This is a genomic window from Nocardia sp. CY41 (genome assembly GCF_009829325.1).
Taxonomy (GTDB): domain Bacteria; phylum Actinomycetota; class Actinomycetes; order Mycobacteriales; family Mycobacteriaceae; genus Nocardia.
Window position 1 is genome coordinate 39,651 of the sequence record NZ_VUOS01000024.1, and the last position, 14,328, is coordinate 53,978.

12 protein-coding genes and 1 pseudogene are annotated in these 14,328 nt (G+C 70.4%); 7 read left to right on the top strand and 6 right to left on the bottom strand.

The features are described 5' to 3' along the window. The first annotated feature begins 59 nt into the window (after positions 1-59). Genes hsaA through GVY64_RS26045 form a run of 5 tightly spaced genes read left to right on the top strand, consistent with a single transcriptional unit; the run spans position 60 to position 6,089 of the window. On the top strand, positions 60-1,265 hold the full coding sequence (hsaA, locus tag GVY64_RS26025; protein WP_159846674.1) for a 3-hydroxy-9,10-secoandrosta-1,3,5(10)-triene-9,17-dione monooxygenase oxygenase subunit: 1,206 nt from the start codon (positions 60-62) through the stop codon (positions 1,263-1,265). Further along, positions 1,262-2,599: a class I SAM-dependent methyltransferase gene (locus GVY64_RS26030; protein ID WP_159846677.1), complete on the top strand. Its 1,338-nt coding sequence runs from the start codon at positions 1,262-1,264 to the stop codon at positions 2,597-2,599. The genes hsaA and GVY64_RS26030 overlap by 4 nt, the downstream gene beginning before the upstream one ends. Continuing rightward, complete coding sequence (locus tag GVY64_RS26035) at positions 2,596-3,984, top strand: FAD-binding oxidoreductase (protein ID WP_159846680.1); 1,389 nt, start codon at positions 2,596-2,598, stop codon at positions 3,982-3,984. The genes GVY64_RS26030 and GVY64_RS26035 overlap by 4 nt, the downstream gene beginning before the upstream one ends. After that, a complete protein-coding gene (locus tag GVY64_RS26040) occupies positions 3,981-5,102 on the top strand; it encodes a class I SAM-dependent methyltransferase (protein WP_159846683.1) in 1,122 nt (373 codons plus the stop codon). The genes GVY64_RS26035 and GVY64_RS26040 overlap by 4 nt, the downstream gene beginning before the upstream one ends. Positions 5,103-5,117: 15 nt before the next feature. Then, positions 5,118-6,089, top strand: coding sequence for a fused (3R)-hydroxyacyl-ACP dehydratase subunits HadA/HadB (locus GVY64_RS26045; RefSeq protein WP_159846686.1), 972 nt, complete (start codon positions 5,118-5,120; stop codon positions 6,087-6,089). A 27-nt stretch (positions 6,090-6,116) separates the two neighbouring features. Here GVY64_RS26045 and GVY64_RS26050 read toward each other — a convergent pair whose 3' ends face one another. From GVY64_RS26050 to GVY64_RS26070, 5 genes are all read right to left on the bottom strand, one after another. After that, a complete protein-coding gene (locus tag GVY64_RS26050; protein WP_159846689.1) occupies positions 6,117-6,875 on the bottom strand; it encodes a TIGR03943 family putative permease subunit in 759 nt (252 codons plus the stop codon). Continuing rightward, positions 6,872-7,873, bottom strand: coding sequence for a permease (locus GVY64_RS26055; RefSeq protein WP_236567197.1), 1,002 nt, complete (start codon positions 7,871-7,873; stop codon positions 6,872-6,874). The genes GVY64_RS26050 and GVY64_RS26055 overlap by 4 nt, the downstream gene beginning before the upstream one ends. Before the next feature lie 50 nt (positions 7,874-7,923). Beyond that, the gene (locus tag GVY64_RS26060) at positions 7,924-9,360 is read right to left on the bottom strand and encodes an FAD-dependent monooxygenase (protein ID WP_159846692.1); all 1,437 of its coding nucleotides are present in this window, start codon (positions 9,358-9,360) and stop codon (positions 7,924-7,926) included. A gap of 41 nt (positions 9,361-9,401) precedes the next feature. Next, positions 9,402-10,202: an SDR family NAD(P)-dependent oxidoreductase gene (locus tag GVY64_RS26065; RefSeq protein ID WP_159846695.1), complete on the bottom strand. Its 801-nt coding sequence runs from the start codon at positions 10,200-10,202 to the stop codon at positions 9,402-9,404. A 90-nt stretch (positions 10,203-10,292) separates the two neighbouring features. Continuing rightward, positions 10,293-10,940, bottom strand: coding sequence for a TetR/AcrR family transcriptional regulator (locus GVY64_RS26070; RefSeq protein ID WP_236567199.1), 648 nt, complete (start codon positions 10,938-10,940; stop codon positions 10,293-10,295). A gap of 334 nt (positions 10,941-11,274) precedes the next feature. Here GVY64_RS26070 and GVY64_RS39205 point away from each other — a divergent pair. After that, positions 11,275-11,433, top strand: a pseudogene (locus GVY64_RS39205) (cytochrome P450); the annotation flags it as partial. A gap of 268 nt (positions 11,434-11,701) precedes the next feature. Next, positions 11,702-13,039: a lipase family protein gene (locus GVY64_RS26075; RefSeq protein WP_159846701.1), complete on the top strand. Its 1,338-nt coding sequence runs from the start codon at positions 11,702-11,704 to the stop codon at positions 13,037-13,039. Between the two features lie 255 nt (positions 13,040-13,294). Here the strand turns inward: GVY64_RS26075 and GVY64_RS26080 are convergent, their stop codons facing one another. Then, complete coding sequence (locus GVY64_RS26080) at positions 13,295-14,260, bottom strand: DMT family transporter (protein ID WP_201298154.1); 966 nt, start codon at positions 14,258-14,260, stop codon at positions 13,295-13,297. Positions 14,261-14,328: the final 68 nt, after the last annotated feature.

Sequence of the window (14,328 nt, forward strand, 5' to 3'; positions counted from 1 at the left end):
CGCGGAAACGGACGGCGACGGCCGACCGGATCACTCGACCCGTTAGGGAGGACAACGTAATGACCGACGACGCCACCGCCGCGGTGCTGGCCGCGGTCGGCGATCTGCTGCCGACGCTGCGCAAGCGTGCCCAGGACACCGAGCTGGCCAGGCGGATTCCGATCGAATCGTTGGAAGACATCACCGCTACGGGATTCTTCGGCCTGCTGCGCCCGCGGCGCTACGGCGGGCTGGAGGCGCATCCGGCCGTCTTCTACACCGCGGCCGCCGAACTGGCCTCCGCATGCGGCTCGAGCGGGTGGGTCGCCGCTGTCCTCGGTGTGTCGCCGTGGAACCTGGCGCTGTTCGACGGTCGCGCCCAGGACGAGGTGTGGGGATCGGGCGTCGACGTCCCCCTGTGCTCCTCGTACGCCATGACCGGCACCGCCGTTCCCGTCGATGGCGGTTACCGGCTCAGCGGCACCTGGGGTTTCGCTTCCGGCTGCGACCACGCGCGGTGGGCGTTGCTGGGCGCGCGGGTGATCGTCGACGGTGAGCCGGTCGATTCGGGCACGTTCCTGGTGCCTGCCGGTGACTATCGGGTGTCGGACGTGTGGCATTCGGTGGGGTTGCGCGGCACGGGAAGTAACGACATCCATGTCGACGAGGTGTTCGTGCCCGCACACCGGGCGCTGTCCTCGGATGCGGTGACCGCATGCCGCACTCCGGGCCAGCAGGTCAACGACGGGGCGCTGTACCGGATCCCGTTCGGCTGTCTGCACACCAGCGCCATCACCGCGGCCATCGTCGGCATGGCGCGCGGAGGTTACCGGGCGTATCTCGAGCAGCAGAGCGGCCGAGTGCGGGCGGCGTTACCCGGCGACGCGCGAAAGGACACCGGCTACCGCGGTGACCGGTTCCGCGACGACTCGGCCACGCTGGAGCGGATCGCGTTCGCCGCGACCGAGATCGATGCCGCCTGGCGTCAGCTCACCGGCAACATCGAAGACATGTACGCGCTGGCGGCGGCCGACCGGCCCATCGGTCCGCGTGATCGGTTGCGGTTGCGCCGCGACCAGGTCCGCGGCACCGAGCGCGCCGTGGCCGCCATGGACCGGTTGTTCGAAAGCTCCGGCGGCCGGGCGTTGCGGCCCGACAGCGCAGTGCAGCGTTTCTGGCGCGACGTGCACGGGGGCCGAGCGCATGCGGCCAATGATCCCGAGCGCGTGTACCGCATGTTCGCCGCGGCCGAACTCGCGGCCGTGTCGCAGGCGCACCAGCCGTGACGGATGAACTCGCCGCCGTACTCGGACGGCACCCGTGGGTGGACTCGGCGCGGTGGGACGAGCGGCGCGCGGCGCTGGTGGTGCGTCCTGCCCCGGAGGCCGTCGCGGTGCGACCCGCGCCCGGCGCGTTGCTCGTGGAGTATCTCGAGCACTGGCGGCACGTGTACGAGTTCGTCTACTCCTCCGAGGAGCTGCGCCACGGCGACGATCTCGATCTGTCCGGATGGCGCGCCTCCGACACCGGTGCGGCGTTCCCGCGCGAGCACATGCTGGAGTGGATCGGTCACGCCGTCGGGCTGGTCCGGCGCGGCCGACCTCGGACGGTGCTCGAGATCGGCTGCGGCAGCGGGCTTCTCGTTCACCGGCTGGCTCCGGCCACCCGAGGCTACGTGGGCCTCGACCCGGCCGCGCCCGTGGTGGAGAGGTTGCGCGCTCGACGCCTGCCGGGCGTCTCGGTGCTGCGCGCCGCCGCGCACGAGCTGGCCGCCGACCGGGTACGCGCGGCATTGCGCGGGCTGGACGCGAGCGGGCGGCCGGATTGTGTGGTGCTCAACAGCGTGACCCAGTGCTTCCCGGACGAGCGCTACCTCACCGCCGTACTCGACGACGCGCTCGACGTCGTCGCACCCGGAGGCGCTGTCGTCGTCGGTGACATCCGCAATCTCCTCGGGGCGCGGGATTTCGCTCGTTGGCTGGAACTGGCGCGCGATCCCGGCCTGAGTGCCGACGATCTGGCGCGGCGGGCTGCCGCCCGGCTCGACGCGGACGAAGAACTCCTGTGCGATCCTCGCCTTTTCACCCGGATCGCCCGCCGCCATCCTCGATCGGTGCGGGTCGCCTGCTACGCCAAACCGATGCGAGACGATACCGAGCTGACCCGATACCGCTACGACGTGGTGCTCACCGTGGACGCGCCGTCGCCGGGCCCGCACCGTACGGTCGCCTGGCGCGAGTTCCCCGGCCGCGACGCCGCCGATCGGATCGCCGCGCTCGCCGACATCGTGCGCCGGGAAGCGACCGTGGTCACCGGCATACCGAACGCGCTGCTCGTCCCCGACGCCGCGGACGCGGTCGCGCCCGCTGCGCTCGCGGCGGCGCTGCCGCCGGACTGCGCGGTCCTGCTCGATTCGGCCGACGCGCGGCTGCTGGCCGCAGGCCGCCCCGAACACCAGTCGGAGATGGACGCCGAGCCGCCGCTCGTCGCCTGCAACGACCCGTTCACACGCTATATGCGCCGCCGGATGCCGGAAGTCCTCGCGGACTATCTCGAATTACTCCGCGGCGCAACGGAACCGCCTTCCATCGTCGTCTCCGAGGAGTTCGCCGCCACATGACCGCTACCCGATCGACGGACTATCTCGCCGACCTGCGCGCGACCTGCCGAGGCGCCGTCCTGACGCCGGGCGATCCGGGATACGACCTTGTCCGGCAACGCTGGAATTCGGCCGTCGACCAGCGGCCCGCCGCCGTCGTACGCTGCGCCGGGGTCCCCGACGTCCGCGCCGCGGTCACGAGTGCGCGGCGGCACGGCCTGGTCGTGTCGGTGCGCGGGGGCGGCCACGAAGTCGCGCGTCACCCGGCGGCGAACGGCTCACTGCTGCTGGATCTGTCGCGGCTGCGCACGATCACCATCGATCCGATCACCCGGCGTGCCACGGTCGGCGCGGGCGTCACCTGGGCGGATTTCGATCGGGCCTGCCACCGGCACGGCCTGGCCGTGACCGGAGCGGACGTGTCCACGGTCGGCGTGATCGGTTCGACGCTGTGCGGCGGCAGCGGCTGGCTGCAGCGGATGGCGGGCTTCACCTGCGACAGCGTGCGCTCGGCCCACGTGGTGCTGGCCGACGGCCGACTGGTGCACACCACCCAGGACCAGCACCCCGAACTGCTGTGGGCGCTGCGCGGCGGCGGCGGCAATTTCGGTGTCGTCGTGTCGGTGGAGTTCGCACTGCATCCGATCGGCTCCGTGCACGCGGGCACGCTGCTGTTCCGGCTGGAGTCCGGGCGCGCCGTGTTCCGCGAGTTCCGGGAACTCTGTGCCCAAGCCCCGGACGAGCTGGCGCTGCGCGCGACCCTGCTGCACTGGCCGCCCACCGCGCCCGAGGGGCCTGCGATGGCCGCGGTGACGGTCGCGTACTTCGGACCCGACGACCGGGCCCGCGCGGCCTTGGCCGGACTGAAGCGCTTGGGCGAACCGGAGCTCGACCTCATCCGGCCGCTGGATTACCCGCAGCTGCAACGCAATACCGAGCAGGCATTCCATGAAGGTCACGGCACCGCCACCGGAACGGAATGGCTGCGCGCGTTCGACGACGACGCCATCGACGCGCTCATCGACCTCGCGGCCGACATGCCCACCCCTTATTCGCTGGTCTCGGTCCATCAGCTCGGCGGCGCGCTGCGCCGGGTGCCGGTGGACGCGACCGCGTTCGGCTACCACGACGCCGCCTACCACGCGGTCATGTTCTCCGGCGGGCCGGCCGGGACGGATCTGGACCCGTCACGCCGGTGGATCGCCGAGGTGGTGGCCGCGCTGCGGCACTGTTCTGCGGGCGGGCCCTATATCGGGATCCTCGACGACACCGCGTCACCGGAACGGGTGCGCCGCGCCTACCATCGCGATTCCTATCCGCGACTGCAACAGCTCAAACGCCGCTACGATCCCGACAACCTGTTTCGCTGCAACCACAACATCCCGCCGCTGAACGAGGCGCGATGACCACCGGCGAAGCCATCGACATCGCTGCGCGCGCCGCCGCGGCGATCGCCGATTTCGATGCGCGGCACTGCCTTTCCACGCGCGGCGACCTCGATCTTTTCGGCCTGCGCGCCATGGCCGCCGCACTGCGACCGGCGCTGTCCGGCGGCAGGACGCGCACCGAGGACGACATCGCGGCGGCACTGGACGTCGCGCCACGACATCGGTGGCTGCTGCGGCGCTGGCTCGGCGTGCTCGCCGCGCACGGATGGCTGGAACATGCCGACGGACAGACCTTTTCGTCGCTGCGGGAGGTCGCCGCCCCGCATCGCGCCGATCTGGATCGAGTGTGCGCCGACCTCGGGTTCTCTCCGCAGCTGGCGCGCTTCTTCGCGGCTGCCAATCGCCATGCGCTCGATCTGTTGCGGGACCGAGTGCTCGCCCAGGAGTTGTTGTTCCCGGACGCCGACCTGCTCACCGCCGAGGCCGCGTACCGGGACAACCCGGTGAACCGATACTTGAACGCGGCGGCGGGCGCGATCGTCACCCGAGCCGTGGACGCACTCGCCGCCGACCGTCACCCCGTCCGTATCCTCGAACTGGGCGCGGGTGTCGGAGGCACCACCGCCGACCTTCTCCCGGTGCTCGACGGCTTTCCCGTCGAATACCACTTCACCGATGTGTCGTCGTTCTTCCTCGACGCCGCCCGGGCGCGTTTCGCGCACTACCCCTGGCTACGGTTCGACCTGCTCGATCTCAACGCCGAGTTGCCGCCGAAGCGGTCCTTCGACGTCATCCTGGCCGCGAACGTGTTGCACAACGCCCACCACTGCGGCGCGACGCTGGGCCGGCTGCGCGAGGTGCTGCGCCCCGGCGGGCATCTCGTCGTCATCGAGTCCTGCCGGGAACACTGCCAGTTGCTCACCTCCATGCATTTCCTGATGTCCGCCCGTCCCGGCGGTGTGCGTCCCGGTCGCGACGACGTGCGCGCGGGGACCGACCGCATCTTCCTGACCGAAACCCAGTGGCGCGCCGCGCTCATCGCGGCAGATCTGCCTGCCCGGCTGGTTCTGCCCGGGCCGGAGCACGCGTTGGCCGCGCACGGCCAGCGCATCTTCGCAGCTCGCGCCCCACGGTGACCCGAGGAGTCCGTCATGTCCCCGCGCCCTGCCGTCGCCTCCGACCTCGGCGTTTCAGACCAATACGAGGTGGGCCGGGAGAAGATCCGGGAATTCGCCCGCGCCGTGCAGGATGCGCATCCCGCGCACTGGGACGATTCCAGCGCCGCCGCGCTCGGTCATCGTGGCCTGGTCGCGCCGATCACGTTCGCCTCGGCGGTCGGCTCTCTCGCGCAACGGTCGCAGATGCGGGCCGCGCTCGACGGATACGATCCGGCCCACCTGCTCCACGTGGATCAGGACATCCGCTGTCACCGACCGGTGGTCGCGGGAGATCGGCTGACGCACGAGGTCATCGTCGATTCCCGGCGGTCCACACCGAGCGGTGACCTCATCGCCGTCACCACCGTCATCCGAGACGCGATGGCGAACCCGGTGCAGACCGTGCACACCACCCTGGCCGGACGCGCTCGGGAGCCGGCACCGACCGTGCGGGCCGTCGCCATGCTCGACCTCCCGGTACCGGCGTCGGCCCGGCCCGCGCCGCGAGCCGTGCGATCGACCTCGCTCGCGACGGAGGCGAACGCCCGGGTCGCCGTGCCGGGATTGACGGTGGGCCGACGATTCCCCCGGCGCGTGTTCCGCTTGTCCCGCGGTGAACTCGTGCACTACGCCGGTGTCTCCGGCGACGTCAATCCGATTCATTGGAGCGACGAGGCCGCCCGGCACGCGGGTCTGCGCATGGTGACCGCGCACGGCATGCTGACGATGGGTCTCGGCGCCGCGTGCCTGAGCGAATGGCTCGGCGTCGCGGACGGCGTCGTCGGCTACTACGTGCGGTTCGCGAGTCCGGTCCCGGTCGCGCCCGACAGCCTGGCCGAGATCTCCATCGGCGGCGTGGTCCGATCCGTCGACGACGCCACCGGGCGGGCGACCATCTCGCTCACCGCGCGGTGTGACGATGTCGCGGTTTTCGCGGGGGCCACCGCCACCGTGTGCACGAGGTGATCGACGCCGCTTGCCGACAGGGTGTCTTCATCGATCTTGTTCGTAGGTGTGTTCCGGCGCAGCCACCCGCTGATAGCCGGTGACGCGGAGAGTCGGTACGAGCTCGGGATCGTGTTGTGCGCTGCCCGGTTCGACGAAACCGCGGACCTCGAGCCACGCGTCGTCCTCGATTGTTTCGGTCATCCCGGCCAAGTGGACCTGCACGTATCGAGCATCGCCGACACAGCAGGTGATGACTACTCGAGCGAGGTCGGCGTCGGGTGTGCCGGGACGTCGCCGCCCGGGATCATCCGGCCGCATGACGAATCCGCTGACCATCACCTCCCTGCCGTCGAGAGAGCGATCGGCGTCGAGCAGCGCCCTGTTGACCAGCTCGACGAGCCGCAGCGTCGGCACCGCGTCCCCGGGCAGCGGCGGAAACGACCGCTGCTCCGTTCCCGCGCCGGACGATTCGCGCGACACGACCTGGACCCGGCTGCTGGTCGACGCCGCTTGGGCGCCCAGCGCCGGCGGAGCGATGAGCAGCAGCGCGGCAGCCGGAAGCAACAGCAGCCACGGGACCCGGCCGCTGCCGTGCGCGTGGTCGTGCTCGTCGGGGCCCGCCGCGCCGTGCCTGATGTCGCGCCCGATGGCCACCAGTCCCAGCAGAATGAATCCGACGCCACTGACCACCAGGAACGGATACAGGCTCGGCTTCACGTAGCGCAGGTACGAGCCGTCGAGCGCGGTGCACAAGACCGCGCCGCCGATCAACAGCAACAGCAGATTCTGCGTCTCCCGCCTCATCGGGCACCTCCCAGCAGAACGTATCCGGCGATCGTGCCGCACACTACGGCCACCACGAAAGTCAACGGAGCGAACCGCAGCGCGAACGAGCGCCCGAAGGCGCCCGCTTGCATGGCGAACAACTTCACATCGACCGCGGGACCGACCACCAGGAAAACCAGTCGCGGCAGCAGCGGCAACGCCGACATGCTCGCCGCGACGAACGCGTCGGCCTCCGAGCAGAGCGCGAGCGCGATCGCCAGCACCGCCAGCACCACAACCGCCAAGACCATCCGCCCGGCCAAGTGCTCGTACCAGGCGGGCGGAACCAGCACGTGCAGCGCGGCGGCGGTCGCGGCGCCGAGCACCAGAAACGCACTGGCCTGCAACAGGTCGTGGCGAGCGGCTTCGGTGAAGACCTCCCAGCGGTTGCGGCCCACCGCGCAGTGGTCGTGCCTGCCACCGGGCAGCAGCCACGCCGGCCGCCCGATCCTCGACCAGATCAATCCCATCACCACCGCGGTGGCCAGCGAGCCGGTGAACCGCGCCGCGACCATGCCCGGCTCGCCGGGAAACGCCACCGCGGTGGCGATCAGCACAACCGGGTTGATGGCGGGCGCGGACAACATGAAGGCCAATGCCACCGAACCCGGCGCCCCCTGCTCGGTGAGCCGACGCGCGACCGGCACCACCCCGCACTCACAGCCCGGCAGCGCCATACCGGCCAGCCCGGCCACTCCGATCGCGGCGGACTCGTTGCGCGGCAGCACCCTCCGCAGCACCGCGGGTGAGACGAACGCCGCGATCGCGCCGCTGACCAGTACTCCCAGCGCCAAGAACGGCACCGCCTGCACGAACACGCCCGCGAAGACCGTCACCGCGGTCTGCCACCGCGCCGATGATCCGACTACGCGGACCAAGGGAGCTTGCAGGCCCACCGCCAGAACGATCAGCGCGGCGAGCACGTAGGTCGAGGACACTCTCGTCCGTACCGAGTTCAGCGTATTCTGCGCGAGCACGCCTACATCCTGTCAGCACGCGCCGCCGAAACGGGTTGTGGTGCAGTGCCTCATGCCGCGCGATCGGACCAGACCCGCGGCACCGGTCCGGTGTCTCGGCTGCCGACCCAGGCGAGGTAGCCGTCGGGTCGCACCAGCGCCGCTGTCACCCCTGCCCACTCCGGCCGGTCGTGAATCGGGACCGCCCTCGCGAGCGGCAGCTCACCGACCGGCGCCAAGCCGCCGGCGATGTCGACCAGGACGTGACGTGCGTCGGCGAGCGTCGCGAACAGCGACCGGCCGTCGGCGAGCGGCAGGTCCGGGGCGCGGTGACCGGTCAGGGCGTGCGCGCCGGGTGCGGCGGGATAGGCCACCGACAGTCCGGCCAGCTGCTCGGCGAGCGCGCGAGCGAATTCGGGCCGGTCGCCGATGAGGTCGGACAACATGGTGCGCAACTGCCTGCCGTCCGGCGAGAAGGAAGTCATCAGTGCCGCCTGGGCTTGGGTGCTGCGCAGTGCCCGGACGCCGATCGGGTGCCGTTCGGTGTGATAGGTGTCCAGCAAGCTTTCGGGTGCTCGCCCCGATATGGTGGCGGCGAGCTTCCAGCCGAGATTCATCGCGTCCGCGAGGCCGAGATTCATCCCGACCCCGCCCGCGGGCATGTGCTGGTGTGCCGCGTCACCGGCGAGCAGTACACGGTCGGCTCGGTAGCGTTCGGCTTGCCGCGAGGCGTTGCCGTAGCGGGACAACCACTTGGGGGAGTGCATCGCCCAATCGGTGCCCGCGATCGCCACGGTCTTCGCTCGCAGTTCGTCTAGGGTGAGCGCGCCGCGCCGATCGGTTCGCAGATCCTCGGGCGTGATACCGATCAGGCGATAGCAGCCGCCGGGCAGCCGCACCACCATGAGCAGGCCCGCCTCGGTCCATTCGCTGAGGACGGGCTGCGGCGGCGGGTCGGCGAGTTCCACGTCGCCGAGCCAGCCCAGCATCGTGGTTCCGGTGCCCGGGTAGGCGATGCCCGCGGCCTGCCGGACCGTGCTGCGGACACCGTCGCATCCCACGACCCATTCCGCTTCGATGGTGGTTCCCTCCTCGAGGCGCACGACGACCGACTCGGCGCGCGCGGTCAATCCCACGACGCGGCGCCCGCGCCGGATGTCGGCTCCGGCCGAGCGAGCGTGCGTTTCCAGGAGTTGTTCGGTGCGCACTTGCGGAAGTGACAGCGTGAACTGGTACGGGGTGTCGAGCAGCCGGAAATCCAACCGGGCGCCCAACGCGGCGAAGTGGCCGCTCGGGATCCGGCTGCCTTCGGCGAGAAATCGGTCGAGCAGACCTCGCGACGCGAGCATTTCGAGTGTGCGAGGGTGGATCGCCAGCGCTTTCGAATTCGGATCCGGCTCGGCACGCGCCTCCAGCACGAGCACGTCGACGCCGCCGAGGCGCAGTTCCGCCGCCAGCCACAATCCGACCGGACCCGCGCCGACCACGACGACTTGGTGATGACGCACACCCGACCTCCTTTTCAGAAGTCACCACATGGTGGTGAGAATCAGCTTTCGTGGTGGAATCGGCTGCCGAGATCGGTGCCGAGGCGTTCGGAGTCGAGGAAACGATGAACGGGCGCTACCAACCTCGGGGCGATGGATCCGACCGTGGCGAGCAGTCGCGTCTCGATCGGAGCGACGACGATCTCGTCGACGTTCTCCCGGATGGCGCGGACGACAGCGTCGGCGACCTGCTGCGGCGTGACCGTGCGCATTCCGGGGGGAAGCCGACTGCCGCTCTCGGCGAACATCCCCGCGTCACGGACGAAGCCCGGTTCGACGATGGACACGCCGATTCCGGCGTCGCGCAGATCGTGCCGAAGGCCGAGGGCGAAGCCGCGCAGGCCGAATTTCGTGGCGTTGTAGAGGCTGACACGCGGTGCGGGCAGCAGTCCCGCGACCGAGCCCATGAAGACGATGTGCCCTTCTCCGCGGGTTGTCGTCTGCACCGCGAAGTCGCGGGCGAGCAGCATCGGCGCGCGCAGGTTGACCTCGAGGACACGGTCGATGTCGGCTGCGGAGAATTCGAGAAGATGCCCGCCCGCCGGTAGACCGGCGTTGGCGATGAGCACGTCCACCGGCCCGGCCTGGTCGAGCAGGCGTGGCAGGTCCTCGTGTTTCGACAGATCGGCGGGAATCACCGTGGCGTCGAGTTCGGCGGCGAGCGCGCACAAGGTGTCGGCGCGACGGCCGGTCAGCACCAGAGCCGCACCGTGGGAGGCGAGTTCACGCGCCACGGCGTGACCGAGACCGCCGGTGGCGCCGGTCAGCAGCACTCTGGCGGACGCCAGATCCACTGGGGACATGATCGGGTCCTTTCGTATCGTCGGCGATCGGCTCGATCGAGGCGGCAGGGCGTCCCCGCTTCGGAAGGGCATCCGCCCTGCCTGCCCGGTTCAATGGGTGGAAGCGGCTCCGTAGGCGCGGAGAAAGGCACGGACGCCTGAGGTCACGTCGGCTTCGACGGCACCGGGCTCGGCAGCTAGGGCGCCCCAGAAGGTTCGGTCGTTGGCCTCGCCGGCGGCGAGCAGGACGAAGTGGACGGCCGCGCGGCCGGGATCATCGAGGTCGAGCACTCCCTGCGCGGCCAGCGCGGTGAACTTCCGGGCCAGAGCGGCATGCACCGCGCGCGGGCCGGAGTCGAGCCACGCATCGAGAACCGTGCCGGGGATGTGATCGGCCTCGGCGCGGATCTGGCGGACCAGGGCGAAGTGGTGCTCGTCGCCACCGACGACGAAGGCCAGGCCCAGGGCGATCAGATCGGCCTCGAGGTCCACGACCTCGCCGAGGTGGTGGTCGATCGCGGGGCATCGGCTGGCGCGCGCATGCGCCGCGCTGTCCACAATCACCGCGGTGAACAGCTGTTTCTTATCAGCGAAGTGCTTGTAGATCGTTCGCGTCGAAACCGCGGACTCGCGTGCGATGGCATCGACGGAGGCGCGGGCATAGCCGTCGCGGCAGAAGACCGCGCGGGCTCCCCGCAAGATGGAAGCGCGCTTGTCCGATCGCAATCCGCGGTGCACCGCCACGTCCTCGGTCGTCACGAGCGGTCGGCCCAGTCGCTCGGATGCGCTGCCGCGCCGCCTGGTTCGCGTCGTGGGATCGGTACGTCGGCGGTGATCATCCGGCATTCCTCCTGCATGTGTGCGGCGCCGCGAAGGGGCGATCAGGCTGCCACGAGAAGAGTACAACGATCACTTTACCCGGTGAGCCGACGCGCCGCCAGGCCGCCGACGGGCGAGAAGCTTTGCACGACAACTACTCCCGTTTCGGTGCGCAGCGAGTTCGTGATGTGCGCCACATTGCCCGGGTGTACGCGGCGGTCAGACTCCCGCCGAGGTCGGGGTATGCCCGCCGGTGATGCCGTGGGCGCCGCAGCAGTGCGTGGGGCAGCGGCTCGCCCGGGCGGAATTGCCAATCGTCTTCCGGACGCCGGTGCGGCGAATTCCACCCCTGCGCTTGGCGATCGTTCGAAGAAGTGCAGTTCGAGCACGACCGGGTGCCTACGGGTTGTACGAGCTGCCGGTGAGCTGGTAGGTCGGCGCCGTGCCACCTCACCGTGACGTCGTCCGGCCTTCGCCGCGGCGCTCGGATTCCATGCCCGACGCGGGCGGGGGGTCTGCGCGTGCGCCATAGGCAGTGCAACAGTAGCCGGCGGGTATCTGACACCGACCGGATTCATATCCGCAGTAATCGTGTTACTCTACGGTAGGTCGGCGGCTGTGACATGTCTCATGTCGAACAGCTATCGCGGCCGAGATCACTCCGGCGACGGTGCCGGGTGGAATTCACGGAGAGTTGATCGATGTATCGACAGCATGGGCGTTCTCGGGTGGGGTTGCGGCGCTGGGCCGCTCCGGTGGCGGTGGCGGTGGCCGCGGTGTGCGTCGCCGTGGTGACCGGGGTGGGGATGGACACGCGCGAGGCCGCGGCCGCCCCGGTGGGCGACTTCTACGTCCCGCCCGCGCAGATCCCGCCGGAACCGGGCGCGATCATCAAGACCGCGCCGATGACGCTGTTCGCGACGCTGCCCACGGACAAGGGATGGCCGGGCAAGGCGCAGCACGTCATGTACACCTCGCGGTTGCAGGACGGGTCGCCGGTCGCGGTGTCGGGAACTTTCATCGACGCCACCGGTCCCTGGCAGGGGCCGGGGTCGCGCCCGACGGTGGTCATCGGCCCGGGCACCTCCGGCCAGGGCGACCGCTGCGCGATGTCGGTGGCCTTCTCCACCGGGGTCACGGTGTACACCGACCCCTCGCCGGGACTGTCGGCCAATCAGGAGCTGCCCGCCTCGGTGGTGTGGAGCGCGCTGGGTGCGCGGGTGCTGGTGACCGATTACATCGGCCTGGGCACGCCGGGAATCCATACCTACGCCAACCGGATCGAATCAGCGCATGCTGTCCTCGACGGTGCCCGTGCCGCAAACAACCTCGCCGGAGTCGGTCCCGACGCCCCGCTGGTGCTGTGGGGTTACTCCCAAGGCGGCGGCGCCACCGCGGCAGCGGCGGAGCTGCAGCCGGAGTACGCGCCCGAACTCGCCCTGAAAGGGACCTGGGCCGGTGGGCCGGTCGCGGACCTCGCCGCGATCCTGGAGCGCATCGACGGCTCGCTCATCAGCGGCGCCATCGGATTCGCGATCAACGGTCTGCTCGCCCGCTATCCAGAACTGCAGAAGGCGGACGACCGGGTGACCAGCCCCGCGGGGCGCGCGATGCTGGAGACCCTCAGCGACGAATGCATCGGCGACATCATCACCCGCCACGCCTTCATGAAGACCGGCGCGATGATCGATGACGGTCGCTCGCTGACCGAGCATCTGGCCGCGATTCCCGAGGCCGCTCCCGTCCTGGCCGAGATGCGCGTCGGCAACCGCACTCCGGCGACGCCGGTGCTGATCACCAGTGGCCTGAACGACGACACCGTCCCCTACGGCCAGGCCCGCCGGCTCGCCGAGGATTGGTGCGCGAAGGGCGCTACGGTCACCTTCCGCACCAACGACCTGCCGCCGATCCTGCCGGGCGCCACCATTCCGAACCATTTCGGACCCGAGATGATCGACGGATTCGGTCCCGACAACGCGATCACCTATCTGCTGGATCGCCTCGCGGGGAAGCCTGTCTCCGGCTGCACCATCGACTGAATATCGTTCTGCCCACGCCCAGCGGACCCGTCATTCGTCAGCCGTCGAATGACGGCGGGTTCACCTCCTGAACCGGCTGCACGCGTCCGCCCGGCCGCAGCGCGACTGTGATCGCGGTCCGGAACCGGATGCTGCATGCCGAGCCCGCGCCCGTGACGAGCCGGTCGCGGGCTCGCCCGAAGGGGCAGGGCAGTGTGATCGCGTCCGGTCACCAGCGCGGCCGTCGGCCGTGAAGGCGAACGAATAAGCGGGCTTTCAGATGGCGTGGCCCCGTAGGAAGCTCAGCCGTTTCCGGACGGTGACGACGATCCGGCGCCGCGCGGAGCCGGATGTGGATGCCGCGTAGGCGCAGGTGAGGATCAGCGCGCAGCCGAGCAGCTGCGGGATCGTGGGGTGTTCGCCGAGGACGACAGCGGCCAGGCCGATCGCGCCGACGGGGGTCAGCAGCAGCATGGCCGCGCTCGCCGTGCTGCTCAGGTGGGAGGTGGCCAGGGCGATCAAGAGCCAGCCACCGATCTGCCCGCACACCGCCGTCAGGGCCAGCCAACCCAGCGGCCCCCAGCCAGGCGTGTAGGTGACGCCTGGCCACACTGCCCCGACGACGGCCGCGGAGGCGAGCACGACCCGGTAGGACTGCGCCACCTGACCGCCGTGCCCACCGCGCCGCAGGAGGAAGAGGAACGCCGAATAACACAAGGCGGCGAGGAGGGCGTGGGCCGTTCCCCGGGCCGGGGCGCTGCCGGTGGCTCCGGTCTCGAGGATGCCACCGGTGAGCAGGATGCCCGCCGCCATGAACGGCAGCACGACGAGGAACGTGCGCCGGACCGGCTCGCGGTCGATGAGCAAGGCCAGCACGGGAACGACGACGACCTGCGCGTTCACCAGCACCGCGGTCAACCCGGCGCCGACCTCGGCGATCGCTTGGGTCCACAGCAGCGCGTCGGCGGCGAACAGTACCCCGGCGACCGCCGCGATCGCACCGCGCCGCCAGGGCAGCGACCCTTCTGTGGCGCGTTCCGCGCGGGCGAGCGGCCACAGCAACGGCAGCGCGAGCAGGCATCGGAAGAACGTGGCGGTGGCCGGCGAGGCGCCGGACAAGCCGATGAAGATCCCCGATGTGGCGACGCCGAGCGCACCGACGGCCATCGCCGACCGAGGCCGAGCCCGAGCCGCGCGCGACACCGCCCCGAGCACTTGTCGCCGTTCGGCGATATCGACCATCGCTCGACGCTATAACCGGAGAATCGAGGGGAGCATCCGAATATTTCGTGCCGGGGGAGTGCCGAGCC

Excerpts from the sequence above, each read along its gene's own strand:
- GVY64_RS26040 (WP_159846683.1), top strand. The coding sequence starts at position 3,981 with ATGACCACCGGCGAAGCCATCGACATCGCTGCGCGCGCCGCCGCGGCG.
- hsaA (WP_159846674.1), top strand. The coding sequence starts at position 60 with ATGACCGACGACGCCACCGCCGCGGTGCTGGCCGCGGTCGGCGATCTG.
- GVY64_RS26065 (WP_159846695.1), bottom strand. The coding sequence starts at position 10,202 with ATGTCCCCAGTGGATCTGGCGTCCGCCAGAGTGCTGCTGACCGGCGCC.
- GVY64_RS26075 (WP_159846701.1), top strand. The coding sequence starts at position 11,702 with ATGTATCGACAGCATGGGCGTTCTCGGGTGGGGTTGCGGCGCTGGGCC.
- GVY64_RS26050 (WP_159846689.1), bottom strand. The coding sequence starts at position 6,875 with ATGAGGCGGGAGACGCAGAATCTGCTGTTGCTGTTGATCGGCGGCGCG.
- GVY64_RS26045 (WP_159846686.1), top strand. The coding sequence starts at position 5,118 with ATGTCCCCGCGCCCTGCCGTCGCCTCCGACCTCGGCGTTTCAGACCAA.
- GVY64_RS26035 (WP_159846680.1), top strand. The coding sequence starts at position 2,596 with ATGACCGCTACCCGATCGACGGACTATCTCGCCGACCTGCGCGCGACC.
- GVY64_RS26080 (WP_201298154.1), bottom strand. The coding sequence starts at position 14,260 with ATGGTCGATATCGCCGAACGGCGACAAGTGCTCGGGGCGGTGTCGCGC.